General features: G+C 72.1%; 21 protein-coding genes and 2 pseudogenes. 8 read left to right on the forward strand and 15 right to left on the reverse strand.

The window, feature by feature from the left end:
* Positions 1-31 precede the first annotated feature (31 nt).
* Positions 32-610, reverse strand: a complete 579-nt coding sequence (locus ACFWV2_RS29290; RefSeq protein ID WP_384409459.1) for a fasciclin domain-containing protein — start codon at positions 608-610, stop codon at positions 32-34.
* Between the two features lie 236 nt (positions 611-846).
* Between ACFWV2_RS29290 and ACFWV2_RS29295 the strand changes: the two genes are divergently transcribed.
* A complete protein-coding gene (locus ACFWV2_RS29295; protein WP_384409461.1) occupies positions 847-2343 on the forward strand; it encodes a cryptochrome/photolyase family protein in 1497 nt (498 codons plus the stop codon).
* Positions 2344-2395: 52 nt separating this feature from the next.
* On the opposite strand, the gene ACFWV2_RS29300 is transcribed toward ACFWV2_RS29295, so the two are convergent.
* Entirely contained in the window at positions 2396-3337 is a 942-nt protein-coding gene (locus tag ACFWV2_RS29300; protein ID WP_384409463.1) for an SDR family oxidoreductase, read from the reverse strand.
* Between the two features lie 239 nt (positions 3338-3576).
* Here ACFWV2_RS29300 and ACFWV2_RS29305 point away from each other — a divergent pair, with 239 nt between their 5' ends.
* Positions 3577-4338: a restriction endonuclease gene (locus tag ACFWV2_RS29305; RefSeq protein WP_384409465.1), complete on the forward strand. Its 762-nt coding sequence runs from the start codon at positions 3577-3579 to the stop codon at positions 4336-4338.
* A gap of 97 nt (positions 4339-4435) precedes the next feature.
* Here the strand turns inward: ACFWV2_RS29305 and ACFWV2_RS29310 are convergent, their stop codons facing one another.
* The 7 genes and pseudogenes from ACFWV2_RS29310 to ACFWV2_RS29340 all read right to left on the reverse strand — a co-directional run bounded on the left by ACFWV2_RS29310 (position 4436) and on the right by ACFWV2_RS29340 (position 10050).
* The gene (locus ACFWV2_RS29310; RefSeq protein WP_384409467.1) at positions 4436-4648 is read right to left on the reverse strand and encodes a hypothetical protein; all 213 of its coding nucleotides are present in this window, start codon (positions 4646-4648) and stop codon (positions 4436-4438) included.
* Between the two features lie 252 nt (positions 4649-4900).
* Positions 4901-5224 (reverse strand): annotated as a pseudogene (locus ACFWV2_RS29315) (hypothetical protein); the annotation flags it as partial.
* A 191-nt stretch (positions 5225-5415) separates the two neighbouring features.
* A complete protein-coding gene (locus ACFWV2_RS29320; protein WP_384409469.1) occupies positions 5416-6240 on the reverse strand; it encodes a class I SAM-dependent methyltransferase in 825 nt (274 codons plus the stop codon).
* A 155-nt stretch (positions 6241-6395) separates the two neighbouring features.
* Positions 6396-7541: an RNA polymerase sigma factor gene (locus ACFWV2_RS29325; protein WP_384409504.1), complete on the reverse strand. Its 1146-nt coding sequence runs from the start codon at positions 7539-7541 to the stop codon at positions 6396-6398.
* An 8-nt stretch (positions 7542-7549) separates the two neighbouring features.
* On the reverse strand, positions 7550-7957 hold the full coding sequence (locus ACFWV2_RS29330; protein ID WP_384409471.1) for a YciI family protein: 408 nt from the start codon (positions 7955-7957) through the stop codon (positions 7550-7552).
* 150 nt (positions 7958-8107) lie between these two features.
* Positions 8108-8671, reverse strand: coding sequence for a dihydrofolate reductase family protein (locus tag ACFWV2_RS29335; protein WP_384409473.1), 564 nt, complete (start codon positions 8669-8671; stop codon positions 8108-8110).
* Positions 8672-8856: 185 nt separating this feature from the next.
* On the reverse strand, positions 8857-10050 hold the full coding sequence (locus ACFWV2_RS29340; protein ID WP_384409475.1) for a spore photoproduct lyase family protein: 1194 nt from the start codon (positions 10048-10050) through the stop codon (positions 8857-8859).
* A 631-nt stretch (positions 10051-10681) separates the two neighbouring features.
* Here ACFWV2_RS29340 and ACFWV2_RS29345 point away from each other — a divergent pair.
* The 6 genes from ACFWV2_RS29345 (at position 10682) to ACFWV2_RS29370 (ending at position 15932) form a co-directional block, all read left to right on the forward strand.
* Entirely contained in the window at positions 10682-11875 is a 1194-nt protein-coding gene (locus ACFWV2_RS29345; RefSeq protein WP_384409477.1) for an ATP-binding protein, read from the forward strand.
* Complete coding sequence (locus tag ACFWV2_RS29350; RefSeq protein ID WP_384409479.1) at positions 11872-12273, forward strand: roadblock/LC7 domain-containing protein; 402 nt, start codon at positions 11872-11874, stop codon at positions 12271-12273. Before ACFWV2_RS29345 ends, ACFWV2_RS29350 begins: the two co-directional genes overlap by 4 nt.
* Positions 12270-12647 carry a DUF742 domain-containing protein gene (locus ACFWV2_RS29355; protein ID WP_384409481.1) on the forward strand — a complete coding sequence of 126 codons (378 nt, stop codon included), beginning with the start codon at positions 12270-12272 and terminating at the stop codon, positions 12645-12647. Before ACFWV2_RS29350 ends, ACFWV2_RS29355 begins: the two co-directional genes overlap by 4 nt.
* On the forward strand, positions 12622-13224 hold the full coding sequence (locus ACFWV2_RS29360; RefSeq protein WP_360795449.1) for an ATP/GTP-binding protein: 603 nt from the start codon (positions 12622-12624) through the stop codon (positions 13222-13224). The genes ACFWV2_RS29355 and ACFWV2_RS29360 overlap by 26 nt, the downstream gene beginning before the upstream one ends.
* Positions 13225-13230: 6 nt before the next feature.
* Positions 13231-14592 carry a cytochrome P450 gene (locus ACFWV2_RS29365; protein ID WP_384409483.1) on the forward strand — a complete coding sequence of 454 codons (1362 nt, stop codon included), beginning with the start codon at positions 13231-13233 and terminating at the stop codon, positions 14590-14592.
* A gap of 224 nt (positions 14593-14816) precedes the next feature.
* Positions 14817-15932, forward strand: a complete 1116-nt coding sequence (locus ACFWV2_RS29370; protein ID WP_384409485.1) for a tryptophan dimethylallyltransferase family protein — start codon at positions 14817-14819, stop codon at positions 15930-15932.
* A gap of 185 nt (positions 15933-16117) precedes the next feature.
* Here the strand turns inward: ACFWV2_RS29370 and ACFWV2_RS29375 are convergent, their stop codons facing one another.
* The 6 genes and pseudogenes from ACFWV2_RS29375 to ACFWV2_RS29400 all read right to left on the reverse strand — a co-directional run bounded on the left by ACFWV2_RS29375 (position 16118) and on the right by ACFWV2_RS29400 (position 23268).
* Positions 16118-17422 carry a flavin-containing monooxygenase gene (locus ACFWV2_RS29375; RefSeq protein WP_384409488.1) on the reverse strand — a complete coding sequence of 435 codons (1305 nt, stop codon included), beginning with the start codon at positions 17420-17422 and terminating at the stop codon, positions 16118-16120.
* 285 nt (positions 17423-17707) lie between these two features.
* The gene (locus ACFWV2_RS29380; RefSeq protein ID WP_384409490.1) at positions 17708-19756 is read right to left on the reverse strand and encodes a GDSL-type esterase/lipase family protein; all 2049 of its coding nucleotides are present in this window, start codon (positions 19754-19756) and stop codon (positions 17708-17710) included.
* Between the two features lie 524 nt (positions 19757-20280).
* Positions 20281-20802 (reverse strand): annotated as a pseudogene (locus tag ACFWV2_RS29385) (DUF6584 family protein).
* A 164-nt stretch (positions 20803-20966) separates the two neighbouring features.
* Positions 20967-21554 carry a DUF3618 domain-containing protein gene (locus ACFWV2_RS29390; RefSeq protein ID WP_384409492.1) on the reverse strand — a complete coding sequence of 196 codons (588 nt, stop codon included), beginning with the start codon at positions 21552-21554 and terminating at the stop codon, positions 20967-20969.
* Positions 21551-21964: a phage holin family protein gene (locus tag ACFWV2_RS29395; protein ID WP_384409494.1), complete on the reverse strand. Its 414-nt coding sequence runs from the start codon at positions 21962-21964 to the stop codon at positions 21551-21553. The genes ACFWV2_RS29390 and ACFWV2_RS29395 overlap by 4 nt, the downstream gene beginning before the upstream one ends.
* Before the next feature lie 263 nt (positions 21965-22227).
* Positions 22228-23268, reverse strand: a complete 1041-nt coding sequence (locus ACFWV2_RS29400) for a YihY/virulence factor BrkB family protein (protein ID WP_384409496.1) — start codon at positions 23266-23268, stop codon at positions 22228-22230.
* Between the last annotated feature and the right edge of the window lie 373 nt (positions 23269-23641).

A 23641-nucleotide genomic window follows, 5' to 3' on the forward strand; every position in this document is an offset into this window, starting at 1 on the left:
GTTCCGCGTGCCCTGCGCGTCCCGCGTGTGCTCACTTCGGCATGAGCACCGTGTCGATGACGTGCACGGTCGCGTTGGAGGTGTGCACGTCGCCGCAGACGATGGCGGCGGAGTCGTTCACCTTGTACGCGTCCCCGGACCCGGCGGTCGTCAGCGTCCCGCCCTGCAGGGTCTTGAAGGACCCGTCCGCGAGGTCCGCCTTGTCCACCGGCTGGTCGACCACGTGGTAGGTGAGGATCTTGGTGAGCATCTCCTTGTCGGCGAGGACCTTGTCCAGGTCCGCCTTCGGGATCTTCGCGAAGGCCTCGTTCGTCGGCGCGAAGACGGTGATGTCCTTCGCGTTGTTCAGGGTGTCGACCAGACCGGCCTTCTCGACGGCGGCGACCAGGGTGGACAGCGCCGGGTTGTTCGAGGCGGCCGTGGCGACCGGGTCGTCCGCCATGCCGGCGACCGAGCCCTCGCCCTCCTTCGGCACCGAGGCGCAGCCGGGGCCGAACGGGCTGCCGCCCTCGTCGGCCGACGCCTGCGGGGCGAGCGCTCCGAGCGAGACCGCGAGGGCCGCCGCGGCCAGGGCGGCCGAGACACGACGTGGGGTCAGCGTGGTGTTCATGACGTGCTCCTTGCATCGGCCGGATGCCCGACGCCCGACGTCGAGCGGCTGCGGCCGTGGTTCGGTTGTCCTCTCATGGAGTCATTCGGCGCCGGACGGGTCCGCGGATGGGATCCGCGGCACATTTCTTCACGACCCGGGGATACGCGGGGAGCCGCATCCGCCCGGCGCCCGGCCCCGGAAGTCGAGAGGGCGAGACCCCAGGCCCCGCAGGAACGGAACGGATCGAGACCGGTATGACAGGCACGCACTGGCTCTTCGGCGACCAGCTGGGCCCGGCCTTCCTCGCGGCGGGCGACGGCGTCCCCCGCGACGCCCCCGTGGTGATGATCGAATCGCGGGCCGTCTTCCGCCGTCGGCGCTTCCACCGGGCGAAGGCCCATCTGGTGCTCTCCGCGATGCGGCACCGCGCGGCGGAACTCGGCGACCGGGTGACGTACGTGAAGGCCGACACCTACCGTGAGGGGCTCGCGCGGGCCGTGGGCGACGGACCGGTGACGGTGCACCACCCCACGTCCCGGGCGGCGCTGGCACTCGTACGGTCCCTGGAGAACGTCACCGTCCTGCCGCCGCGCGGGTTCCTGGTCCGGCACGAGGACTTCGCCGCGTGGGCGCGGGGGCAGCGGGGGCTCCGGATGGAGGGCTTCTACCGGGGCGTGCGGCGTGACCACGATCTCCTGATGGACGGCGGGAGTCCGGCGGGCGGCACCTGGAACCTCGACCACGAGAACAGGGAGCCGCCTCCTCGCGGGGCCCGCATCCTGGGCGCTCCGGCGCCCTACCGGCCCCGGGAGGACGCCGTCGACGAGGAGGTCCGCCGCGACCTGGACCGGTGGGAACGCGACGGAGACGTCTCCTTCGTCGGCCGTGACGGCCCCCGCCTGTTCCCCGCCGACCGGCGCGAAGCCCTCGCCGCGCTGCGCCGCTTCCTCCGCCACCGGCTGGCCGGATTCGGCGCGCACGAGGACGCGATGCTCGCCGCCGACGGCACCATGAGCCACAGTCTGCTGTCCTCGTCGCTCAATCTGGGGCTGCTCGACCCGGCCGAGTGCGTGGAGCTGGCGGAGGCCGCCTGGCGGGCGGGCGAGGCGCCCCTGAACTCGGTCGAGGGGTTCGTCCGGCAGATCGCGGGATGGCGCGAGTACGTCTGGCAGCTCTACTGGTACTTCGGCGAGGACTACCGGACGTCGAACAGCCTCCGTCACACCACTCCCCTGCCCGACTGGTGGGACGAGCTCGACGCGGACGCCGTGTCCGCCCGCTGTCTGTCGACGGTGCTCCGCCAGGTCAGGGACACGGGCTGGACCCATCACATCCCGCGCCTCATGGTCCTCGGGAGCTACGCGCTCCAGCACGGCTGGGATCCGGCGGCCGTCACCGACTGGTTCCACCGCAGCTTCGTCGACGGCTACGACTGGGTGATGCTGCCCAACGTGGTGGGCATGTCGCAGTACGCGGACGGCGGCCGGATGACCACCAAGCCGTACACCTCGGGCGGCGCCTACATCGATCGCATGAGCGACCTGTGCGCGCCCTGCCCCTACCGCCCGGACCGGCGGGTCGGCGCGGACGCCTGCCCGTACACGGCCGGCTACTGGAACTTCCTGCACCGCCACCGCGGCACGCTCCAGCACAACGCCCGGATCTCCCGGGCGGTGAACGGCCTCGACCGGCTGAAGGACCTGCCGGCACTCCTCGCCCAGGAGCGGGACAGGGGCGCGGGGCCGCCGTGAACGGCGTACGGCCCGCGGCGCGCCACGGCGTACCGGCCCGCGCTCGGCCCCCTCAGCCGCCTGTCCCCCGGTCGTCCCGCCCGTCACCACCGTCTCCGGCGCCGGTCCCGGCCCCGGGGACGCCGAGCGAGCGCTCCTCCAGGCGACCTCCGTGTCCCAGCAGGCCGGTCTGGTCGAGCGAGTACTCCCGCATGAGCCGGGGCAGCTCCCGTCGCGACATCAGGTCGACCAGGAGGGGGAAGACGGGACGCCCGGCCTGGGCGAGGCGGAGCCACGGCGGCGCGTAGACGGTCGCCCGGCGCCGTACCAGTCCGTGTTCGATCCAGGCGGCCACCTGGTCCACCGGGTAGACGCGCCGGGCGGGGGCGGGCATGTGCGCGCGCAGCTCCCTGAGCACCACGTGCCGGTCGACGTCGCGGATCATGTCCGTGTCGGTCCAGTGCAGGTAGGCGACGCCGACCCCGACGCCGAAGCCGGCCACCTCGGGGCGGAGGGAACGGGCGAAGGACTCGGCGCCCGCCTTGGAGGCGCAGTAGGCGCTCATCATGGGAGCGGCGCCGAAGGCCGCGGTGGAGCAGATCTGCAGGAAGTAGCCGTGGGTGGCCCGGAGGCCGGGCAGGAAGGACCGGGCCGTGACGGCGCTGCCGACGAGGTTGACCTCGATGACGCGCCGCCAGGTGTCCGGGGCGGAACTCTCGAAGGGGCCTCCCGCGGCGACACCGGCGTTGGCGATGACGACCGAGGGAGCGCCGAGGTGCCGTCCGACCTCGTCCGCGGCCCGGTTCATGGCGTCGTCGTCGGTGACGTCGACCTCCACGACGTGACTCTCGGTGCCCAGCGTCGCGGCCACCGCCGCCAGGGTGGCGGCCTCGCGGCCCAGCAGGGCCACGCGCATCCCGCGGGCCGCGAGCCGACGGGCCAGTCCGGCGCCCAGACCGCGTGCCGCGCCCGTGACGACGGCGGTACGTCCTTGCAGTTCCCATGAGCGTGACATGTCGCCTCCGTGTCGCTGCGGCCTGGCGTCACAGCCTCTTCCCGTCCGCCCGGGTTCCGGATGCGACGCGGAGATGCCCGAGGGTGCGCCGCCACCCGTTCGGCGCCGGTCGTCCTCTCCCCGCCCCTCCCTGCTCAGACCGTTTCGCGAGCCTGTTCACGGATAGACGGCGTCCGTCAGGAACATCGACACAGCGGAGGGGACGCCGCGAGCCGTCGACCAGCGAGGGAGGGGCCCGGATGAACACGACCGGGAATGACAACGGTACGGCTCCACGCCCCCGAGCGCGCGTCTGGCGCGATCTGGTGCTGGCTGTGGGGCTCATAGGGATATGCGCCGGCGGCCTGGCTCTCTTCCTGAGGACGGCGGAGGTGGCGGGAGGCCCCAGCTCCGGGGTCCCGGTCGTCGTCCTCGTGGCGCTCGCCGCCCTGGGAGTGCTCGCCGTCGGTCACGCGGTGGCCCGCCGCGGTACGCCGCCGGTCGAGTACCGCCGCCGGAGCCTGCGCCGCCACGCCGCCCCGCCGGAGGCCCTGGCTCCCGCCCCGGACGTGCCCGACGTCGGGTCCGATGCCCTGGACCACGCGGCGGTCGACGCCGACGGTTTCGAACACGCGGTCGCCGCGCTCTGTGCGCGGGACGGCTGCACCGCCGTGGAAGTGGTCGGTGGCGCGGGCGACCTGGGCGCCGACGTCGTCGCGGTCACCACGGACGGCCGCCGTGTCGTCCTCCAGTGCAAGCACTACGCGGAGGACAACCGCGTCGGCTCCCAGGACCTGCAGAGGTTCGGAGGCACCTGCTTCACCATCCACGAGGCGGACGTGGCCGTCATGGTGACCACCAGCTCCTTCACCGCGCCCGCCGCCGAGTACGCCGCCACCTGCGGGATCATCTGCGTGGACGGGGAAGCCCTGGCCGCGTGGACGGACCAGCTCGCGCCGGCCCCGTGGGACGCGCTCGTCACCGATCCGGGGGCTCCCTGCCCGGTGACCGACCCGGCCTGAGACGCCGCGCGGGGTAGGGCGGCTACGACGCCGCCGGGCCCGGGGCGCCCCGGCCGGGTGCGCATGGTGGCTCCGGCCGGGGCCCACGGCCGCGGCATCAGTCCACCGGTTCGTCCACGGCGGAGTCCGGCTGCTTCTCCTGGTCCGCCTCCCCGTCGTCGCCGCCGTCCCGGCGCCCGGTGCCCGCCACGTCGGTCTCGGGCGCCTCTCGGCCGGGCCAGTCCGGTACGGGTATCGCCAGGGGGTCCTCCCCCTCTTCCGCCTGCTGGTTCTGCGGGTCGCGGGGAAGCGGCTCGTCCGGAGTGCTCATACTGCTCACCTTCCTCTGGCGGCGGTCTTTCGCTGGTGGAGACCGGGGACGCGCACGACCCCGTCCCTCGGCTGCTCACCGGTGTACGCCTCCGCAAACCCTCACCGCCGCACGCACCCCCGCACCGGTCACCGGTCAGGCGTCACCGGCGTCGGAGCCGGAACCGGAGCCACGGCCGAAGCCGGGGCCGGAACCGGAGCCACGTCCGGAGCCGGAGCCGGGGCCGGAGTCCGAGACGGAGCCGGAGCCGGACTCCGAGTCCGCGTCGAGGGCCTCGAGCCCGTCGCGCCAGCGGGCCGTCCGATCCGTCGCGCTCTGTTCCCACCACGGCTCCCCGCGTTCCCCGAGGGCGACCTTCGCCCGGTGTACGCGCGCCCGCGCGGCCCGCTCGGCCACCGTGTCCTGCTCCCTCAGCGCCGCCGCCACGCCTCGGCGGGCCGCCATCAGATGCGAGCGCAGCCGGGCCGCGGGCTCCTCGGGAATGTCGGGATCGGTGGCACGCCACCGCCGGCCCCCGACGACGATGTAACGCCCGTCGGCCGTGTGCTCCGGATGCGATCCCGTCGGCTTAGGCATACCGCTCCCTTCCTCTCCACCGATCCTCCCTGCCCCGGTTCCCGGTCGCAGCCCCTGAGCGCCACCGGACGCCCGGACGGGGGGCGGCCGCCGCCGACGGTGCGGGGACCACGGCGTCGGCGAAACGTTTCCGGCTGCCGCGAGGTCGGCGCCCACACCGTCGGCACGACGGGTACGGACGGTCCAGGGGGTCAGGACGGCGTGCGGGTGGCGGTGACGACGTAGTAGTCGAGGCTGCCCTCCCGGTACGCCTTCAGGAAGTTGCGCGGCCATGTGCCCGGCTCCCACTGGTCCGACAGCCAGCGGTCCCAGCCCTCCCACACCTCAGGGCCGACGGAGGCGGCCCGCACCTCCGTCAGACCTGCGCGACCGAACGCCTCGGTCAGACACCCGACAGGGCGCGCGATGTCCAGTCCGTCGGCGAACGAGTTCAGGAGGGCCGCGAGCCGACCGCCGTGGCCCGGATCGTCGTCCGGGGTGAAGAAGCTCGCGACGGCCACCCGCCCTCCTGGCCGCAGCACCCGTGCCGTCTCGCGGGCGAAGGCCGTCAGGTCCTCGAAGTGCTGGGCGGCCTCGACGCTGTGGACGCGGTCGAACGCACCGTCGTCGAACGGCATGTCCTCCGCCGCGCCCCGGACGAACCGGAGCGACGACGGGGAGGCGTCCAGCAGCACGGCGTTGGTGCGGCGGGCGCGCTCCAGCTGCTGCGGGTGGATGTCCATACCGGTCACCCGCGCCGGCCGGTACTCGCGTACGGCCAGCGCGCATCCGACACCGAGCCCGCAGCCGACCTCGAGCAGATCCCGCCCTTCGAGCGGGCCGGCGGCGTCGAGCACATGCCGGTACAGGTCCTCCTGGCTGCGGACGCGATCGTCCACCGAGAGCGGTCCGCCGAGATCGATCGAGCGCCAGTAACCGAAGTTGATGAACCCTCCGGCGAACACCGGAACCGAACTGAGGTCGGCCGGCCCGTACGTCTCCCGGACCGCGGGCCGCATGTCCACCGCTTCCGCCATCTGCGTCACCTCCACGGAAAGTGTGACGCCGGGGCCCGTCCGTGTCGACGGCGCCTCGCGCCCCTCGGCACCACGACACCCGGCTTCCCGACAGGTGATCTTCTGGTACGGGCGGGACCGTCCACCGCCGGCCCCGACGCGGCCATCGCGGCGCGTCAGTGGCTCCGGGAGGCGTTGAGCCGGGCGGCCTGCCGCGTCAGGTGGTCGCGCTCGGCGAGGTTCGGTGCCTTCCGGGCCGCCTCCGCGTAGAGGCGAGCCGCCGTCGCCGGGTCCCCGTCGCGCTCGTGGAGGTACGCCGCCACCGCGGTGTGGCGGGGCACGGTGTCGTCCACGGCCGCGAGCGCCGCCAGGCCCGCGCGTGGTCCGTCGGCCTCACCGACGGCCACGGCGCGGTTGAGCCGCACCACCGGGCTGTCGGTCAGGCGCGCCAGCTCGTCGAACCACTCGACGATCTGCACCCAGTCGGTCTCCTCGGCGGTGCGTGCGTCGGCGTGGAGCGCCGCGATGGCGGCCTGGGCCTGGAACTCGCCCGGCCGGTCACGGGCGAGGGCCCCCTGCAGGATCGTGACGCCCTCCGTGATCGCCCCGGTGTCCCACCTGCCGCGGTCCTGCTCGGCGAGCGGCACCAGGCTGCCGTCGGGCGCCGTCCGGGCGGCCCGCCGGGCATGGTGGAGCAGCATGAGGGCGAGCAGTCCCGCGACCTCGGGGTGGTCGATGGCGGCCGCGAGCTGCCGGGTGAGGCGGATGGCCTCCGCGGCGAGGTCGACGTCGCCGGAGTAGCCCTCGTTGAAGACGAGGTAGAGGACGCGCAGCACGGTGGCGACGTCCCCCGTCCTGTCGAGCCGTACGCCGGAGACGGTGCGCTTGGCCCGGCTGATGCGCTGCGCCATGGTCGCCTCCGGCACCAGGTAGGCCTGGGCGATCTGGCGGGTGGTCAGTCCGCCGACGGCGCGCAGGGTGAGCGCGACCGCCGACGACGGGGTCAGGGAGGGATGGGCGCAGAGGAAGTAGAGCTGGAGGGTGTCGTCCGCGGTGGCCCCGGGTCCCGGCACCGGCTCCGCGTCGACGGCGTCCTCGCGCCGGCGGCGGGCGGTGTCGGCGCGGGTCGCGTCGAGGAACCTGCGCCACGCCACGGTGACCAGCCAGCCCTTGGGGTCCCGCGGCTGGTCGGCCGGCCAGACGCGGACCGCCTCGACCAGCGCGTCCTGCACGGCGTCCTCGGCCGCCGCGAAGTCGGCTCCGCGGCGGACGAGGATTCCGAGGACGCTCGGTGTGAGGCTCCGGAGCAGGGCCTCGTTCATCGGGAAGGTCACTCGGTGACGGTGGGCGGCGCGGTCAGGAAGGGGCGGAGTTCGAGCCACTCGTGGATCGGCTTGCCGCCCGCTCCGGGGGCGGCGGACAGTTCTCCGGCGAGTTCGACGGCGCGCTCGTAGCTGTCGACGTCGATCACCATCCAGCCGGCGATGAGGTCCTTGGTCTCGGCGAAGGGACCGTCGGTGACGGGCGGGCGTCCCTCGCCGTCGTACCGGACGAAGGTTCCCTCGGGGGCGAGCGCCTGGCCGTCGACGAACTCGCCGGTTCCCTCCAGCCTGGCCGCGAAGTCGTGCATGTACCGCATGTGGGCCGAGATCTCCTCCGGGGTCCACTGGTCCATCGGCACGTCGTTGACCGCGGCCGGGGCGCCACGGTAGTGCTTGAGCAGCAGGTACTTGGCCATCGTGCTTCTCCTCGGTCCGGTGCGACCCCTTCTGGTCGCTTCCAGGGCTGGGACGGAGCCGACCACGGGTTCTCGACATCGTCGCCCGAAGTTTTCTCGCGCGCTCGTCCGGTGACGCTGTTCCGGGCGGAGACCAGGCGCGCGAGCCGGCTAACGCGCTACCCGGTAGCGGAGGTACACGACCCGTGAGCCGTAGGTGCGGGTCTCGACGAGTTCGAGATCCACCCGGCGCTGGTGCGGGGGAAAGAACGGGATGCCGCCGCCGACCAGCACCGGATGGACCATGAGCTGGTACTCGTCGATGAGACCCGACGCGGCGGCCTCGGCGGCGAGGGTCGCGCCGCCGATCGCGATGTCGCCCTCCCCCGGCTCGGCTCGCAGCCGTTCGATCTCCTCCGCGACGCTGCCGGAAGCCAGGCGGGCATGGCCTTCGACCGCCGACAGCGTGGTGGAGAAGACGACCTTCGGCAGGGGGTTCCACAGCGCGGCCCACTCGAGCGTGGAGTCGTCGACCGACGGATCCTGGTCGGCGGTCTCCCAGTACAGCATCGTCTCGTACAGCCGCCGCCCCAACAGGTGCACGTCGACCTTGCGGATCTCGTCGATCCAGAAGCGGAAGACTCCGTCGTCGGGGGCCGTCCAGTCGAAGTCGCCGTCCGGCCCGACGATGTAGCCGTCGAGCGAGACGCCCATCGAATAGGTGACGCTGCGCATGGAAGTCCTCCTCGGTGCCGGGTTCGACCGTACGACCGCCCGACGCGGCGGGCCTTCACGGCACGCGGGGGGCTTCGGACGCGCTGCTGCCGGCAGCCGGCCGTGACCGCCACGTCCCGCCCGCCCGTCCGCCACTCACCGGCCGTCCGCCGCGGAGGGCCCGGGAAAGGACACACGCGTCGGGATCAGAAGGCGTAGCGCACGCGCAGCCAGGGGGCGCGGGCCTCGATCAGGCCGCGCATCGTCTCCACGGCGGAGGCCTTGACCGCGTTCCGGTAGCGGACGTTCCAGCTGCCGTTCTCGGAGCGCTTGGGCTGCTGGAGGTCCTGGCGCCAGAGCATCTCCTCGGCTCGGGGGTGCCAGCCGAGGTTGACCTCGTGCAGGTCCTGGTTGTGGGTGAGCATGATGATCTCCGCCGCCGCCTGGTCCCGCACCCGTTTCGGCAGGACGTCGCCCATGGCGCGGAGCAGCTCGTCCCAGGCCTGCTCCCAGCCCGGCCGGATGACCACCGGGGAGAGGTTGAAATGCACTTCGTAACCGGCGTCCAGGAAGTCCGCGGCCGCCGCGAGCCGGTCCGCGACCGGGCTGGTCCGGATGTCCAGGAGCTTGGAGTCGTCCGGCGGCATCAGGGAGAACCGGATCCGGGTCCGTCCCCGCGGGTCGAGCCGTAGCAGATCGGGGTTGACGAACTTGGTGGCGAAGGACGCCTTGGCCGTGGGCCACCGGCGGAAGGCGTGGACGAGGTCGGCGGTGTTGTCGCTGATCAGGTCGTCGACCGCGCAGTCGCCGTTCTCCCCGATGTCGTACACCCAGGCCTGCGGGTCGCACTGGTTGGGTTCGGTCTTGGGGCCGGTGGCGGCGATGTGCCGGCTGATGCTGCCCAGGACCCGGTCGACGTTCGTGAAGACGGTGATGGGGTTGGCGAAGCCCTTGCGTCGCGGGACGTAGCAGTACGCGCAGGCCATGGCGCATCCGTTGGAGAGCCCGGGGGCGATCCAGTCGGCGGAGCGTCCGTTGGGCCGGACGCCGAAGGACTTGCGCTCGCCGAGGACGAGCGTCTCGCGCTTGACCCTGACCCACCGCTCCACGTTTCCCTCGTTGCCGTGCAGGTGCGGGATGCGCCAGTGGGAGTCCGTCTCGACGAGACGCGCGCCGGGGAACCGCGCGATGATCTGGCGCCCCCGCCAGGAGTCCGCGGCGGCGGGCTCGGCGTGGATCTCCGCCACGTGCAGCAGCTTGCGCGCCTGCGGCCCGTCGCGGAACGGGCGGTTGTCCGCGTCGTCGGCCGACTCGGCCGCGGCCATGAGGTCGCTCATGCTGAACAGGCCGTCGGCGTCCTCAACCGGCTCGCCCCCCGGTCCTCCTGAACGCTGTCGCATGGCCTCTCCGCCGGCACGGGGGTGATCTCCGGGCGCCGACCCCGGGCCGGTGCCGGGCGGGCGCGGGGCGGGCCGTCGACGCGGCACTCTCCCAGTGTACGGAAGGTCGGCGGCGCCCCGGCGGATCAGAGCGGAGCGCCGCCTGACCCGATCTCGCTGCCGTCCGGATCGTGGTACGTCACCTTGCGTACACCGTCCGCGTACGGCTCGCGGCCGGTCGGTGTCAGTCCGTTCGGTCGGCGATCGCGTCGACGGGGGGTCGAGGTCGTCGACGAAGAGGGTGTGCAGGGCCGGGCCGGTGCTCGACGCCCACGTACCGGTGGTCCCCCGTGCACACACCGCTTCCGTGTCGTTCGCCAGGAACGCCGACGGGGCGCCGAGAAGACGCTCGTTCAGCACCCGACGTCCCTTTTCATACCGTCCGACTGACCTGGTCAGCCCGTCTATTGACGGATAGTCACGTAATCGCACAGTGATACGATCTCCGTGCAAGCGGAGCGGGCGGATAAGCGCAGAACAACACCTCCGGCACGGGGGTGTCCCAGGCAGGCGTCCCGATGCGGACGGTCCGCCGGTCCACCGCATTGACGGGAATTCCGCACCTGGCCGTCGGTCGCCTGAAGAGAGTCTTATGACGGAATACATACAGAACCCGGTGCTCTGGGCTCTGTCGGTCCTCGTTCTTGCCGCCATCGCCGTCATCGTCCGCCAGCGCAGGGCGGCCAAGGCCTTGAGGCAGCAGATCGACGGGCTCCGGAGCCATTACTCCGACCTGGAGAACCACTACACACAGTCCGTCGAGGCCGCGCAGGAACAGGCCGAGGAAGCGACGAAGACCGTCCTGAAGTCCGCGATGCGGACGCTCCAGGGTCTCGCCGCCGAACAGCAGCTGGTCGTCTCACGGCTGCAGAGCAAATACGGCGAGTCCGCCATGCTCCAGGACCTGCTCGAGATCGACCACACCAACTCGCAGTTCGGCCGGCGCGCGCAGTCCATCGCCGTGCTCTGCGACGGCTGGCTCGGCCGCCACCGCGACGTGGCGTCCGTGTACGACGTGGTCCGCAGCGCCCAGGGCCGGATCCGGCACTACCGGCGCGTGGAGATCCTCTCGCGCGTCGACTTCGGCATCACCAGCCGCGCCGTCGAGCCGGTGGCGCTGGCGCTCGCCGAGCTCCTCGACAACGCCACCAGCTACTCGAGCCCGGACACCGTCGTCGAGATCAACACCCGCACGGTGCCCAAGGGCGTGTGCATCGTCGTCGACGACGCGGGCGTCGGCATGAGCGACGAGGAACGGACCGGCGCCGAGCGGCTGCTCTCCAGCAACCGCGTCACCGGCGTCTCCGGCCTCGGCAACCCGCCGCAGTTCGGCTTCGCCGTGATCGGCGTGCTGTGCGAGCGCTTCGGCTTCGAGGTGTCCGTGGACTCGACCTCCCCCTACGGCGGCGTCCGCGCGGTCCTCCTGCTGCCGCACGAGCTGCTCACCAGCGTGCCGGTGCAGAAGCCCACCGCGCCGCCCGTGACCACTCCCGGCGTACCGCACCCTCACCCCGGCGTCCCGCATCCGCACCCGGGCGGGCCCGAGGTCGTGCCCGCGGCGCCCCCGACCGCCGACGGCCTGCCCAAGCGGCGCCGCAAGCGGCCGATGGCCATCGTGCCCAGCAGTACGTCCGCACAGGCTCCGAGCCGCTCCGACGCCGAAGCGGCGGCGATCATGAGTGCCTTCCAGCGAGGCACGCAGTCCGGCAGGGCGTCCGCTCCGGAGGCGCCGGACCGGACGAGCAGCACATCCGGTGCAAGCAGCGAAGGACATGAGGTCTCGTGAACGACGATCTGTCATGGATGCTCGACAGCGCCCTGGAGATTCCGGGGGCGCTGCACGCGGTCCTGATATCGGCCGACGGCCTGTTGATGGCCAGGTCGAACGACTACGACAGGGACAACGCCGACCGCGTCGCGGCCGCGATGAGCGGGGTGCAGTCGCTGAGCCGCTCGCTCGGCTTCTTCTGCGAGGACCCGAACGCGCGTTGGCGGCAGACCGTGGTCGAGTTCGACGGCGGCTGGGTCTTCCTGATCTCCGCCGGTGAGGGCGCCTACCTCGGCGTCTCCGCCTCCCCGGACGTCGACATGGCCGACATCACCTTCCGGATGCAGCAGCTCGTCGGCCAGCTCGGCAAGGTGCTCATGACGCCGCCGCGTGAGAACCTCGGCGCGCGGTCATGAGGGGACGCGAGGAGTGGGAGCCGGAGGCCGCCGAGCTGGTCCGGCCGTACGTCATCACCAAGGGACGCGGCCTGCCCGACGAGGAGCAGCTCTCCCTGATCACGCTGGTGACGGCGGCGGACGAGGAGCGCCAGCGGCCCACCCGGCTCTCCCCCGAGGAGCAGCGGCTGCTCGACATCTGCTCCGCCGGCTACCTGTCGGTCGCCGAGATCGCCGGCCACACCCGGCTGCCGCTCGGCGTCGTGAAGATCCTCCTCGCCGCCCTGACCGAGGGCGGCTACCTCATCACCCGCTCGCCGGTACGACGGGCCGCCCTCGCCGACCGGGAGATCCTGGAGGAGGTGCTCAATGGTCTCCGCGCCAAGTTTGGGTAAGCAGGACTACGTACGCGACGGGGCCTCGCAGATCCCGGTCAAGATCCTCGTCGTCGGGCACTTCGCGGTGGGCAAGACCACGTTCATCGGCTCCATCTCCGAGATCGAGCCGCTGACCACCGAGGAGCGGATGACGCAGGCCGCCGAGCACGTCGACGACCTCAAGGGCGTCCGGGGCAAGACCACCACCACGGTCGCCATGGACTTCGGCCGCCTGACCATCAGCGACCGCATCGTGCTGTACCTGTTCGGCACCCCCGGTCAGCAACGGTTCGTGCAGATGTGGGAGGACCTCGCGCGCGGGGCCCTCGGCGCGCTGGTGCTCGTCGACCCCGAGCGGCTCGCGGACTCCTTCGGGGTCATCGACCTGATCGAGCAGTACGGACTGGAATACGCCATCGCCGTCAACCACTTCGACGGCTCGCCCCTGCGGGACGAGGCAGCGCTGCGCGAGGCGCTGGACCTGCTCGACGACACCCCCGTCGTCACCTGCGACGCGCGCGACGAGCAGTCGTCCGCCGCCGCACTGACCACTCTGGTCCGCTTCTTGCTGGACCGCGCCCGACAGGAGCAATAGCCCGCCATGGACCCCCAGACCCCCGCCCCGGCGCCCCCGCCCGGCTGCCCCGCCCACGCGTCGGGTGCCCGGGTCCCCCTGCACGGACCGGAGTTCGCCGCGGACCCCCAGGCCTACTACGCCTACCTGCGTCACTTCGGCCCCACCGCTCCCGTGGAGCTCGCCCCCGGGGTCGAGGCCACCCTCGTCACCGACTACGCGGCGGCGCTCCAGCTGCTCCAGAACTCCGCGTCCTTCCGCAAGGACGCCCGCATGTGGCGCGAATTCGCCGAGGGCAGGGTCCCGCGGGACAGTCCCGTCGTGCCCCTCCTCGCGTACCGGCAGAACTGCATGTTCAGCGACGGCAGCGAGCACCTGCGGCTGCGGCAGGCGATCACGGACAGCATGGCCCGCGTCGACTCGCACCGGCTCGCCCGGAACACCGAGCGGATCTCGGACTACCTGATCTCCCAGTTCGCGTCCCGAGGCTCGGCGGACCTCCTCGGCGACTACGCGAAGCAGCTGCCGCTGTTCGTCTTCAACGAACTCTTCGGCTGCCCGGCCGGCATCGGCGACCGGGTGCTGTTCGGCATCACCGGGATGTTCGACGGGGTGAACGCCGAGAAGGCGACCGCCGTACTGTTCGGGGCCGTACAGGAACTGGTCACGCTCAAGCGGAGCCGACCGGGCGACGACGTCACGTCCTGGCTGATGCAGCACCACGCCGACCTGACCGACCAGGAGATGGTCGACCAGCTCTCCCTGCTCCTCGGCGCGGGCGCCGAACCGCTGCGCAACCTCCTCGGCAACACCCTGCACCGACTGCTCACCGACGACCGCTACGCCGACGGTGGCGGTCTCATCGGGGAGGCGCTCGACGACACGCTGTGGGACAACCCGCCGATGTCCAACTACGCGCCCCACTACCCGGCCGCGGACATGGAGTTCGCGGGCGAGAAGGTTCGGGCCGGGGACCTGATGCTGGTGAGCTTCGCCGCCGCCAACACGGGGCCCGCGCTGACGGCCGCCCGCACGGCCGGCAGCAACCGGTCCCACCTGGCGTGGAGCGCCGGCCCGCACGGCTGCCCGTCCAAGGAGCCGGCCAGGCACATCACCGTCACGGCCATCGAGCACCTGCTCAACCGTCTGCCGGACGTCGAGCTCGCCGTACCGGAGGACAGCCTGATCTGGCGTCCCGGCCCCTTCAACCGGGCCCTGGCCACGCTGCCCGCCACGTTCACCCCCGTCCCGTCGACGGGACGCGGCGACGCCCTTCCCGGGGCGGGGACCGCCGCGCCCGGCGGCCGGTCGGGCGACCCGTCCGGCGGGGAGGCGAAGGGCGAACGGAAGGGACGCTGGAGTCAGTTCCTGTCCTGGCTGACCAACTGATCCACAGAATCTCCCTCACCTCCACATCCTTGCATGACCATTCGATCGCAGGGGTAGTGATCGACGCGGCATCAGTGTTGCGCAAGAGGTTAAGGAGCTGTCGTGGACCACATATCCACCGACACCGCTTTGTCGGAGCCACCACCCCGCGTCGGTGCGCACCGGGATACCCGCCCTCGTCGGCGGGTATCTTCATGCGTACCCCGATTTCTGGCGGGGGGCCGGTGACCGGCTTGCCGACCGACACCTCTCCGGCTCCCGGGTCCGGCACGCTCGGCGCCTTCACCCGGGCCCAGTTGGTACGTCTCTGCGACGTGGCGGGGCTCTCCGCGGCGGACACGGAGACGTACGCGCACACCCTGATCGAGGCGCTGGGCCCGGCCGCCGAGCGGTCGCTGGCCCTGCCGCCGCCCACCCGGACGTTCCTCTCCGACGACCACACTCCCGTCGAGTACTCGCTCTCCTTCAGCCCCGGCCGGGCCCCGGCACTGCGCGTGCTGGTGGAGCCGGGCTTCGGCGCGGACACCCGGGCGGAGAACGGCCGGATCGGACTGGACGTCGTCCGCGCGATGGCCCGGCGCTGGGACTTCTCCACCGATCGGCTCGACGAGATCGAGGACCTCTTCTTCCCGGCCAAGCCGAAGGGCCCGCTCGCGCTGTGGATCGCGCTGGAGCTGCTGCCCGGCGGCGTGCCCAAGGTCAAGGTGTACCTGAACCCGGCCGCGTCGGGGGCGAAACGTTCCGCCAAGACCGTACGGAAGGCCCTGCGCCGCCTCGGTCACACACGGGCGTACGCGGCGCTGCCGAAGGCCGACGGCCACCCCTTCCTCGCCCTGGACCTCGGCCGCTGGGAGACCCCGCGGGTGAAGGTCTACGCCCGGCACCCCGACCTGTCGGCCGCCGAGGCGGGCGGCCTGTCCCGTACGGGCTCCGGTCCGGGTCCTGCGGAGATCCAGGAGTTCCTGCGGACAACCGCCGCCACCGACGACCTCGACCGGCGGCCGGGCCTGACCTGCCACTCCTTCACCGAGACGGAGACCGGCCGCCCCAGCGGCTTCACCCTCCACATCCCGGTACGCGACTACGCCCGCGACGACCGCGAGGTCCTCGGCCGGGCGGTGGACGTCCTGCGCGGCCACGGCATGGACCCCGCCCCGCTGGTCAGGTCGCTGTCCGCCCTCACCTCGCGGCGACCCCAGGACGGAGTGGGCCTCATCGCCTACCTCGCGCTCGCCCACCAGCAGGGCCACCCGCCCCGGGTGACCGCGTACCTCTCGTCGGAGGCCTACGCCGTCACACCGCCGACGAAGCTGCCGCGCCGCGCGGCGGCGGGGGTCTAGCACCGGCCCGCCGACCGCTCGTGAAGCTGCCGGTGAAGATCCACCGCGACATACGCCGTCGGGGGCGCGGCGGGGGCGGGCGCGGCGCCCCCGACGTGGCGGGGTCGAGGCGCGGGCGCGCGGCCGTCCAGACCGGGCCAGGCCGGGTCGGGCCATGCCGGGCAAGGCCAGACCGGGCCAGGGCTTCAGGACTCCTGGAGCTCTCGCATCTCCTGGAGGTAGGGACCGACGTCGACCTGGATGGAGGCGCCGCCCTCCGCCGTGCCGTAGCGCTCGGCGATACCCCTCAGGTACGCGGTGATCTCCTCCCGCATCGCGTCCGCGTCCGGCAGGGCCGCCTCGCCGTCGATGATGCGGGCGACCCAGCGTGTCTGGCCCTCCACGAGCCGTGTGATCGCACCCATCGGGCGGACCAGGCCGACGAAGTACAGACCGGGCCGGCCGGGAGCGACGATCCGCCGGTACAGCTCGACCGACCCGTCAGGACCGACCGGGCATCCCTCGGGCAGGAACGGGAAGTCCATGCGGTAGCCGGTGCAGTAGACGATCGCGTCGGCCTCCTCCGAGGTCCCGTCGGTGAAGACCACCCTTCTCCCGTCGAGGTGGTCGATCCCCGGCCTGGGGGTCACCGCGCCGTGGCGTATGCGGCTGAGGATCTCGTCGGAGATGGTGACCGGGGAGGAGAAGAGCGGATGGTCCGGCTCGGGCAGGCCGTAGTCGGACATCCTGCCCCGCGCGACCCGCAGGGACTCCGCGGCGAAGTCGATCTGCTCGGGCAAAGACATGGCGGTGAACCACGGCGCCTCGGCCATCTCGTCGACGGACATGCCGTAGAGCTGCTTGGGGACGATGTGCAGTCCCCGGCGCACCGAGAGCACGGTGCGCGCGGCATGCCGGGAGAGGTCCGCGGCGATGTCCACCGCCGAGGCGCCGAGGCCCACGACGACGACGCGCTGCCCGGCGAAGTCGGCACCGTCCTGGTAGTCGACGGCATGCAGGATCCTGCCGGCGAACCCGTCGGAACCGGGCGGAGAGGGCTTCGGCAGCGTCGGCACCGTGTTGTGCCCCGAGGCGACGACGAGATGGGCGAACCGCCGCGACTCCAGCGCCCCGTCCGCTCCCCGGCTGACGACCGTCCACGCCGTGTCGTCGCCCTCCCGCCGCACCGACACGACCTCGACGCCGAACTCGACGCGGTCCGACACCCCCGCCCACTCGGCGAAGGACCGCAGATAGGCGGCGACCTCGCTGTGCCGCGGATAGAGGGGGTACGCGTCGGGCATCGGGAACGCGGTGTACCCCGTGAGCTGCTTCGCGGTGTTCAGGTGCAGCGACTGGTACCCGGGCCCCGGCTCACCGGCCCCCGGCTGCCGCCAGATCCCGCCGACATCGACCGCCCGTTCGAGACAGACGAAGTCGATCCCCTTGACCGCCAGAGCGTGTGCGGCCGCCAGCCCCGACAGCCCCGCACCGATCACGCACACGCTCACGTCTTCCCCCACAGAACAGACACTCCCCCGCTCGAACGATCATTCACTGCCCACCCGCCGCCCGGCTCACACCCGCGAGTCCCCCGAGGACGCCGGCGAGGATCGCCTCGCAGTGGTCCAGCAGCCTGCCGCTGGGCCTGAGAACCGCGGGGCGTCTCCTGAAAGGCGCTCGGTTCCGTACTCGGCCGCGTGACGTCCGCGGCGGTCGGGCGCGCCGGAACGTGGCAGGCCGGCCCCCGCGTGCACGGGAGCCGGCCTGCCGACGGTCGCGCGGCCCGCAGCTGGTCAGGCGGGCTCGACGAGGAGCTGGCCGCCGCTGAAGTGGACCTGGGCCTTGGTGCCGGTGTTGATGTTCCACTGCGGTGTGATGGTGACGCGTTCGCCCGGCTTCATGCCGGTGAGCAGGTGCCGGCGGGAGGCGTAGACGCGGCTGGGGCCGTGGGCGGAGAGTCCGCGGGCGGGACTCGAGGGGGTGTACCCGCCGCTGGCCCGCCACAGCGCCCACACGGTGGCCGTGGGGCCGGCGGTGGTGTGGATGGCCGCGGAGATGGTGACGTAGGCGGCACCGGACGACGGCACGGTGAAGGTGACGGGGGCCCAGTCGGCGGCGGGGAAGTCTATCGAGGTCTCCAGCCGGTCGCAGGCGGGGGCGGTCCGCTGGGTCGAGATCAGCAGCGGGGGGCGGTGCGTCCCTTCGGTGAAGGGGGCGTCGGCCTGTCGGCGCAGCTGTTCTGCCGGGTGCCCGGCGGGTATCCCGTGCACCTGGAAGCGTACGGTCGCGGGCTCGGAGTGGTTGCTGGCGACCCAGGCGACGGCTTCGATCCTGCGGGGACCGGCGGCCCAGGTCTGCGGCGGGCTCCAGCTCCACCTGCCGTCCGCGCCCACGGGGGATTCGCCGACGCGGATGCCGTCGTCGAGCAGGTGGACGGCGCGCACGCCCTTCTGGGCGGTGCCCCGGAACTCGGGCCGGGGGTGGGTGTACGAACCGTCCGCCGGCGCTTCGATCACCGGGGGTTCGACGTGGGTGACGACGACGAAGGTGACGGTCGCGGTGTCGGTGAGGTCCTGGCCACGTCCCGCGGCGACGAGCAGGGTCTGCTCACCGGCCGGCCAGCCGCTCTCCCGGCGCCAGCTCCAGGCACCGTTCGGGCCGGGGCGGGTACTGCCTATGCACCGCGTACCGGTGAAGAAGTAGAGGGTGTCCGTGTCCGGCGGGCAGGTGCCGGACAGGGCGTGGAGCGGGCCGACGATCGCCTGCGCGCGCGGGACCGTGATCGTCACCGGCTGCGAGTCGACGCGCTCGGGCTCGGCCTGGGGCTGGGCACGCCACGGCCACTGCCGCTTGCGCTGCGGCTCGGGCCGCTGCCCCAGCCACGATTCGACCCGGACCAGGTGGGCTTCCTGCTCGGCGGCCGCGCTCTTCAGGGCGCCGAGCTCGTCCTCGGTCAGGACGGCGTCCACCGCTCGCTGCGGGAGGTCGGCCGCGGTGAGCAGGCCGTGCTCGACGAGCTGGGCCAGCAGCCAGGAGGCCGTGGCCTGCGCGCCGCGGGTGTTGAGGTGGGTCCAGTCCCTTTTGCCCTGGGGGTGTCCGGGGTGCTCGCCGGGTTCGAGCCAGCCCAGCAGCCGCACGGCCGCCGTCGGGCCGAGGTCCTGCCACAGCTCCTCGGACCACCGGTTGAGGTCCACCAGGGGTACGTCCACGTCCGCGGCGGTCTTGACCATGAGGTCGGCGCGCTCGCGCAGTCCGTTGGCGACCCGTCCGTCGGCGTGGAAGGTCCCCCGTGCCAGCGACGTCACGAACACCGGCGACACCCCGATCTCCCGCAGCGTCTCCGCGTACAGCTCCAGGTACGCCCGGTACTCGTCGGCGCTCGTGTACTTGTCGGGCTCCATCATGTTCTGGTCGTTGTGCCCGAACGAGATGAGCGCGATGTCCCCGGGGCGCGCTTCGTTGAGCACCTCGATGTAGCGATGGGTGTAGAAGCTGCGGCTTGATGCGTTGTACAGGGCGAAGTTGCGGACCCCGGTGTTCCCGGCGAGCAACTCGGTGAGCGCCTGCCCCCAGCCCTGCAGGGGCTGTTGCTTGGGATTCACCGCGGCGGTCGAGTCCCCCAGAACGAGGATGCGCCGTCCGCTCGCGCTGTCCGACGGAGTGTCACGAAGGGCACCGGCCACCGCGGTCGGCTCCGTGGCCTTCGACGCAGGGCTCGTGCTGTCGGAAACCGATATTCGGGAATCCTGTGCGGGTGCGGGGGTCATGACGAGAACGCTCCGATGCGAACAGAGGACTTGTTGCGAACGAGGGTGGTTCGACCGCTGGCTTGCGAGGCACATGCACCCGCTGGTCGCGCCGAGGCTGAGCCTGGAGCCGGCTCCTGTGCCCTACGGCGCAGGCCACCCGGCCCCGAGCCGAGGTCCGCCACGTCTCGACGTGACTCGCGGCCCGGCTTTCGGAACAGCCCGGAGTCTCGCCTCTACGATTCCGTCATCGCATTCGTCAACGTTCCCGGCCCTTTTCTCGAAAGGGATGCGGCGTCAGCGCGGGTGCGCCTGGACAACATGCCACGCCGGCGACGAACGGTCAAAGGAAACGCACAGGGACCTCAAGGCCTCCCTGACACCCGAGTCGCCGATTCGAGCAGAAGGCGAGAGATGCCCGAATTCACCGGGGCTCCTCTGCCCACCGCGCGTGACCAAGGTCATGGCGTCGGAGTCCAAAGCGACAGTCACCGTCAGGGCGGTCGGCCACTGGTGACGCGGACGGGCTCCGCAGCACCCGGCCGAACCCTCTGACCGCGACCCGTCTCACCCCGTGGGGGCGGCTTCCCGGCGCCGCTCGTGTCGCCGGCCCATGGGCTCTACTCGAAGAGGGACATCACTCCGAGCACCCAGAGCCACACGTGCCCGACGACCCCCACGAGGCAGCCGCCGCCCATCACGACACCGCTCAGGGTCCACCCTCCGGTGTCCCTCGCGAGTTCCCTGTCCCCCTCGTAGGACGCCGGGTCGTCCCAGTCGACCGGGCGTCCCAGCCGCTCGGCGCAGGCGGTCCGCACCGCTGCCAGCTGTTCCTGCGCGAAGGCGGTGGCGGCCAGCGTCTCGGGACCGCGCTAGGCGAGCGCCTTCATCCGCCCACCGGGGGTCCGGTAACGCGCCTCGAAGGCGGTCGTCTCCTCGACGCTCCGGTCTTCTTCCAGGTACATCCAGCGCCCCGCCTCCGCCTCCTCCCCGTACAGCCGGTAGACCTGGGCGAGCCGGCGGCGGAGCGTCAGGTCGTGCGGGTACGACGAGACGAGCCCCCGCAGGCGCTGCCGTGCCATCGGCACCCGGCCGGCGACGAGATCGGCGTCCACACGGGCGAGGGTGTTCAACTGAGACATGCGCACATGATCGAGCACCGGGGTCCCGGGACTCGACCTGTTTTGCGCCGGCGCCAGGCCTCCACCCCTCGGGGACGGCGGCGGACCGGGCCCTTCCCACCTGGGACGGCGGCGGACCGGGCCCTACCCACCTGGGGCGGCGGCGGCGCCGTGGCCGGTTCGGCTCAGCGCTTCCTCCGGCTGCGACGGACGAGCAGGAGGACGGCGAGCGCGGTGGCCGCGGCGAGCAGGGGGGTGCGCTTGCCCTTGGCGAGGGTCACCGCCGACTCGGCCTGCTCGCGGACCGGGTCCGGGGTCTTCTCTGCGGCGAGGTGTCCGGCGCGGGTCGCGGTGTCGCGGACCTGCGCCACGGCGAGGGCCGCCTTCTCCAGGACCGGGTCGGGGGTCTTGTCCTTGACCAACTGAGCGGCGTGCGCCGTCTTCTCCCGAAGCTGTTCGGTGACGACGGCGGCCTTCTCTGCGGCTTGTTCCCTCAGTTCCGCCGCCTTCTCCTTGGCCTGCTCCGTCAACTCGGCCGACTTCTCCTTTGCCTGCTCCTTCAACTCGGCCGACTTCTCCTTCGTCTGTTCCTTGAATTCGGCCGCCTGCGCCGTGAACTCGGCCGCCTTCTCCTTGGCCTGTGCCTTGACGTCGGCCTTGGCGGCCAGCGCCTCCACCGTCAGGCCGAGCTCATCGCGGGTGTGCTCGACCTGCTCGCGCAGTTCCTCGGGGGTAGGTGCGGCGTCCTTCTTGCCCTGGGAGGGGGTGTTCATCGGTGTGCTGCCTCCTTGATCTCGGCCACGTCGGCCTTGACGCTCTCGATGGCCTGCTCCGGTACGGGGGTACCGGCCTTGGCGATCTGCTTCTTCCCGGCGGCGGCCATCACCGCCGCGACGGCCGCCAGCAGGGCGGCGATGATCAGGGCCGAGGCCCATACGGGGAGGAGCAGCGCGAGGGCGGCGATCACGGCGCCGACCAGAGCCTGTGCGGCCAGGAAGCCGACCACGCCGGCCCCGCCGAACAGGCCGCCGCCCACGCCGAAGCGTTTGCCCTTCTGGGTCATCTCCGCCCGGGCCAACCGCATCTCCTCGCGGACCAGTTCCGACATCTGCTGCGACGCTCGGGAAACGAGGTCGCCCACCGATGCCTCGGTGTGGTCCGGGTGCCGTCCGACGGCGCTCATCTACTCTCCGCCCTTTCCGCGTGGGGCCCGCCCCAGCCGCGATGACGGCACTGTGGCCGCCCTCTCGTGTCGCCTCTGCGGTGCCTGCCGGTCAGCGGCCCGAACCGCTGCCGGTGGAGTGTCCGGCGGATACGCGCACGCTGCTGTCACAGCGCGACTACCCCGCACGCGGTCACTCACCCGCCCGAGAGCGCAGGTCGTCCCGTCCGGAGGGAGTACGCGGGATGTGGCTCCGGCTGAGGCCGTAGCTGCTCGACGCCCGCTCACTCCACGCGGCGGCGGTCCTCGTCGCTCCACGCGCGGGTGTCCCGGGGCTCGACATAGGGCTCCTCGTCCTCCGGGTGCCCGCCCGCGACCGCGCGCTGGCGGGCCATCTCGGAGTCGAACTCCAGGCCGAGGAGGATGGCCAGGTTGGTGATCCACAGCCACACCAGAAAGATGATGACGCCCGCCAGGGTGCCGTACGTCTTGTTGTACGAGCCGAAGTTCGCGACGTAGAACGCGAAGCCCGCCGAGGTGATCATCCAGATGCCCAGCGCCAGGAAACTGCCGGGGGTGACCCACTTGAAGCCTCGGCCCTTGGCGTTGGGAGCCGCCCAGTACAGGAGCGCGATCATGACCGTGACGAGCAGGACCAGGACCGGCCACTTCGCGATCGACCACACCGTCAGCGCACTGTCGCCGATGCCGAGGGCGGCGCCCGCCTGGCGGGCCAGCCCGCCGGTGAAGACGACGATCAGGGCACTGACCACGGCCAGGATCATCAGGGTGACGGTCAGTGCCAGCCGCAGCGGCAGGACCTTCCACACCGGGCGGCCCTCGGGCATGTCGTAGACGGCGTTCGAGGTACGGATGAACGCGGCGACGTATCCGGAAGCCGACCAGATCGCGACCGCCAGGCCCACGACGGCCATGAGCGAGCCGATGCCCGCGTTCCCCTGGAGTTGCTCGACCGCGTTGCTGATCACGTCGCGGGCCGACCCGGGTGTGAGCTTCTGGAGGTTGTCCAGGACCTGCTTGGTCGCCGACTCGCCCGCGACACCGAGCAGCGACACGAGCACCAGCAGGGCGGGGAAGAGAGCCAGCACGCCGTAGTACGTCAGCGACGCGGCCCGGTCGGTGAGCTCGTCGTCCTTGAATTCCTTCAGCGTGCCGCGGAGCACCGCCTTCCATGACCCCTTGGGCAGCTGCGAGGGCTGATCCGGAGCCCGTTCCTCGACCTGCTCATCGGGACCCACCCTCTCCGGCCCGCCCGCAACGGGTTCGCGGTGGTCACCGTGCTCTGACTTCGGTGTACGTGTCATGTCCAGCGGCTTTCCCCTCACGCCCGTCCTATGCTCCGCCCCCCGAGGCAAAGAGATCCGGCGACGTCGGCGGTCCGTCTCCCTCTCCACCACGCGGTGTTCGACGCCGTCATGGAGGAGCTGCGCGGGAGAGGCGCCGAAGTGGTGGCGCACGACCTCTACGCGGAAGGGTGCGGACCTCTGTCACCGCCGACGAGACGGGGACGGGATCGGCCGCCGCGGGGGCGAACCGAACACACCAGCCGGGCAGGGTGGTTCCCCGCCCTTGTCCGCCAGGTCCTTCCCCGGGCGACTCCGGCCCCTCGTCGCCCCTCCCCGCCCCCCGAACGGCCCCGCCCCGGGGTGCCTGCGGCCCAGTGACTGGGCCGCAGGC

It is taken from the genome of Streptomyces sp. NPDC058671, from assembly GCF_042716475.1.
In the GTDB taxonomy this organism is placed as follows: domain Bacteria; phylum Actinomycetota; class Actinomycetes; order Streptomycetales; family Streptomycetaceae; genus Streptomyces.

What these genes read in the sequence shown, in the direction of transcription:
- ACFWV2_RS29320 (WP_384409469.1), bottom strand. Translation starts at nt 6,240, where the DNA reads ATGGCGGAAGCGGTGGACATGCGGCCCGCGGTCCGGGAGACGTACGGG.
- ACFWV2_RS29325 (WP_384409504.1), bottom strand. Translation starts at nt 7,541, where the DNA reads ATGAACGAGGCCCTGCTCCGGAGCCTCACACCGAGCGTCCTCGGAATC.
- ACFWV2_RS29400 (WP_384409496.1), bottom strand. Translation starts at nt 23,268, where the DNA reads ATGACACGTACACCGAAGTCAGAGCACGGTGACCACCGCGAACCCGTT.
- ACFWV2_RS29295 (WP_384409461.1), top strand. Translation starts at nt 847, where the DNA reads ATGACAGGCACGCACTGGCTCTTCGGCGACCAGCTGGGCCCGGCCTTC.
- ACFWV2_RS29305 (WP_384409465.1), top strand. Translation starts at nt 3,577, where the DNA reads ATGAACACGACCGGGAATGACAACGGTACGGCTCCACGCCCCCGAGCG.
- ACFWV2_RS29310 (WP_384409467.1), bottom strand. Translation starts at nt 4,648, where the DNA reads ATGAGCACTCCGGACGAGCCGCTTCCCCGCGACCCGCAGAACCAGCAG.
- ACFWV2_RS29355 (WP_384409481.1), top strand. Translation starts at nt 12,270, where the DNA reads ATGAGGGGACGCGAGGAGTGGGAGCCGGAGGCCGCCGAGCTGGTCCGG.
- ACFWV2_RS29380 (WP_384409490.1), bottom strand. Translation starts at nt 19,756, where the DNA reads ATGTGCCTCGCAAGCCAGCGGTCGAACCACCCTCGTTCGCAACAAGTC.
- ACFWV2_RS29330 (WP_384409471.1), bottom strand. Translation starts at nt 7,957, where the DNA reads ATGGCCAAGTACCTGCTGCTCAAGCACTACCGTGGCGCCCCGGCCGCG.
- ACFWV2_RS29290 (WP_384409459.1), bottom strand. Translation starts at nt 610, where the DNA reads ATGAACACCACGCTGACCCCACGTCGTGTCTCGGCCGCCCTGGCCGCG.
- ACFWV2_RS29390 (WP_384409492.1), bottom strand. Translation starts at nt 21,554, where the DNA reads ATGAACACCCCCTCCCAGGGCAAGAAGGACGCCGCACCTACCCCCGAG.
- ACFWV2_RS29365 (WP_384409483.1), top strand. Translation starts at nt 13,231, where the DNA reads ATGGACCCCCAGACCCCCGCCCCGGCGCCCCCGCCCGGCTGCCCCGCC.
- ACFWV2_RS29340 (WP_384409475.1), bottom strand. Translation starts at nt 10,050, where the DNA reads ATGCGACAGCGTTCAGGAGGACCGGGGGGCGAGCCGGTTGAGGACGCC.
- ACFWV2_RS29345 (WP_384409477.1), top strand. Translation starts at nt 10,682, where the DNA reads ATGACGGAATACATACAGAACCCGGTGCTCTGGGCTCTGTCGGTCCTC.
- ACFWV2_RS29335 (WP_384409473.1), bottom strand. Translation starts at nt 8,671, where the DNA reads ATGCGCAGCGTCACCTATTCGATGGGCGTCTCGCTCGACGGCTACATC.
- ACFWV2_RS29300 (WP_384409463.1), bottom strand. Translation starts at nt 3,337, where the DNA reads ATGTCACGCTCATGGGAACTGCAAGGACGTACCGCCGTCGTCACGGGC.
- ACFWV2_RS29360 (WP_360795449.1), top strand. Translation starts at nt 12,622, where the DNA reads ATGGTCTCCGCGCCAAGTTTGGGTAAGCAGGACTACGTACGCGACGGG.
- ACFWV2_RS29395 (WP_384409494.1), bottom strand. Translation starts at nt 21,964, where the DNA reads ATGAGCGCCGTCGGACGGCACCCGGACCACACCGAGGCATCGGTGGGC.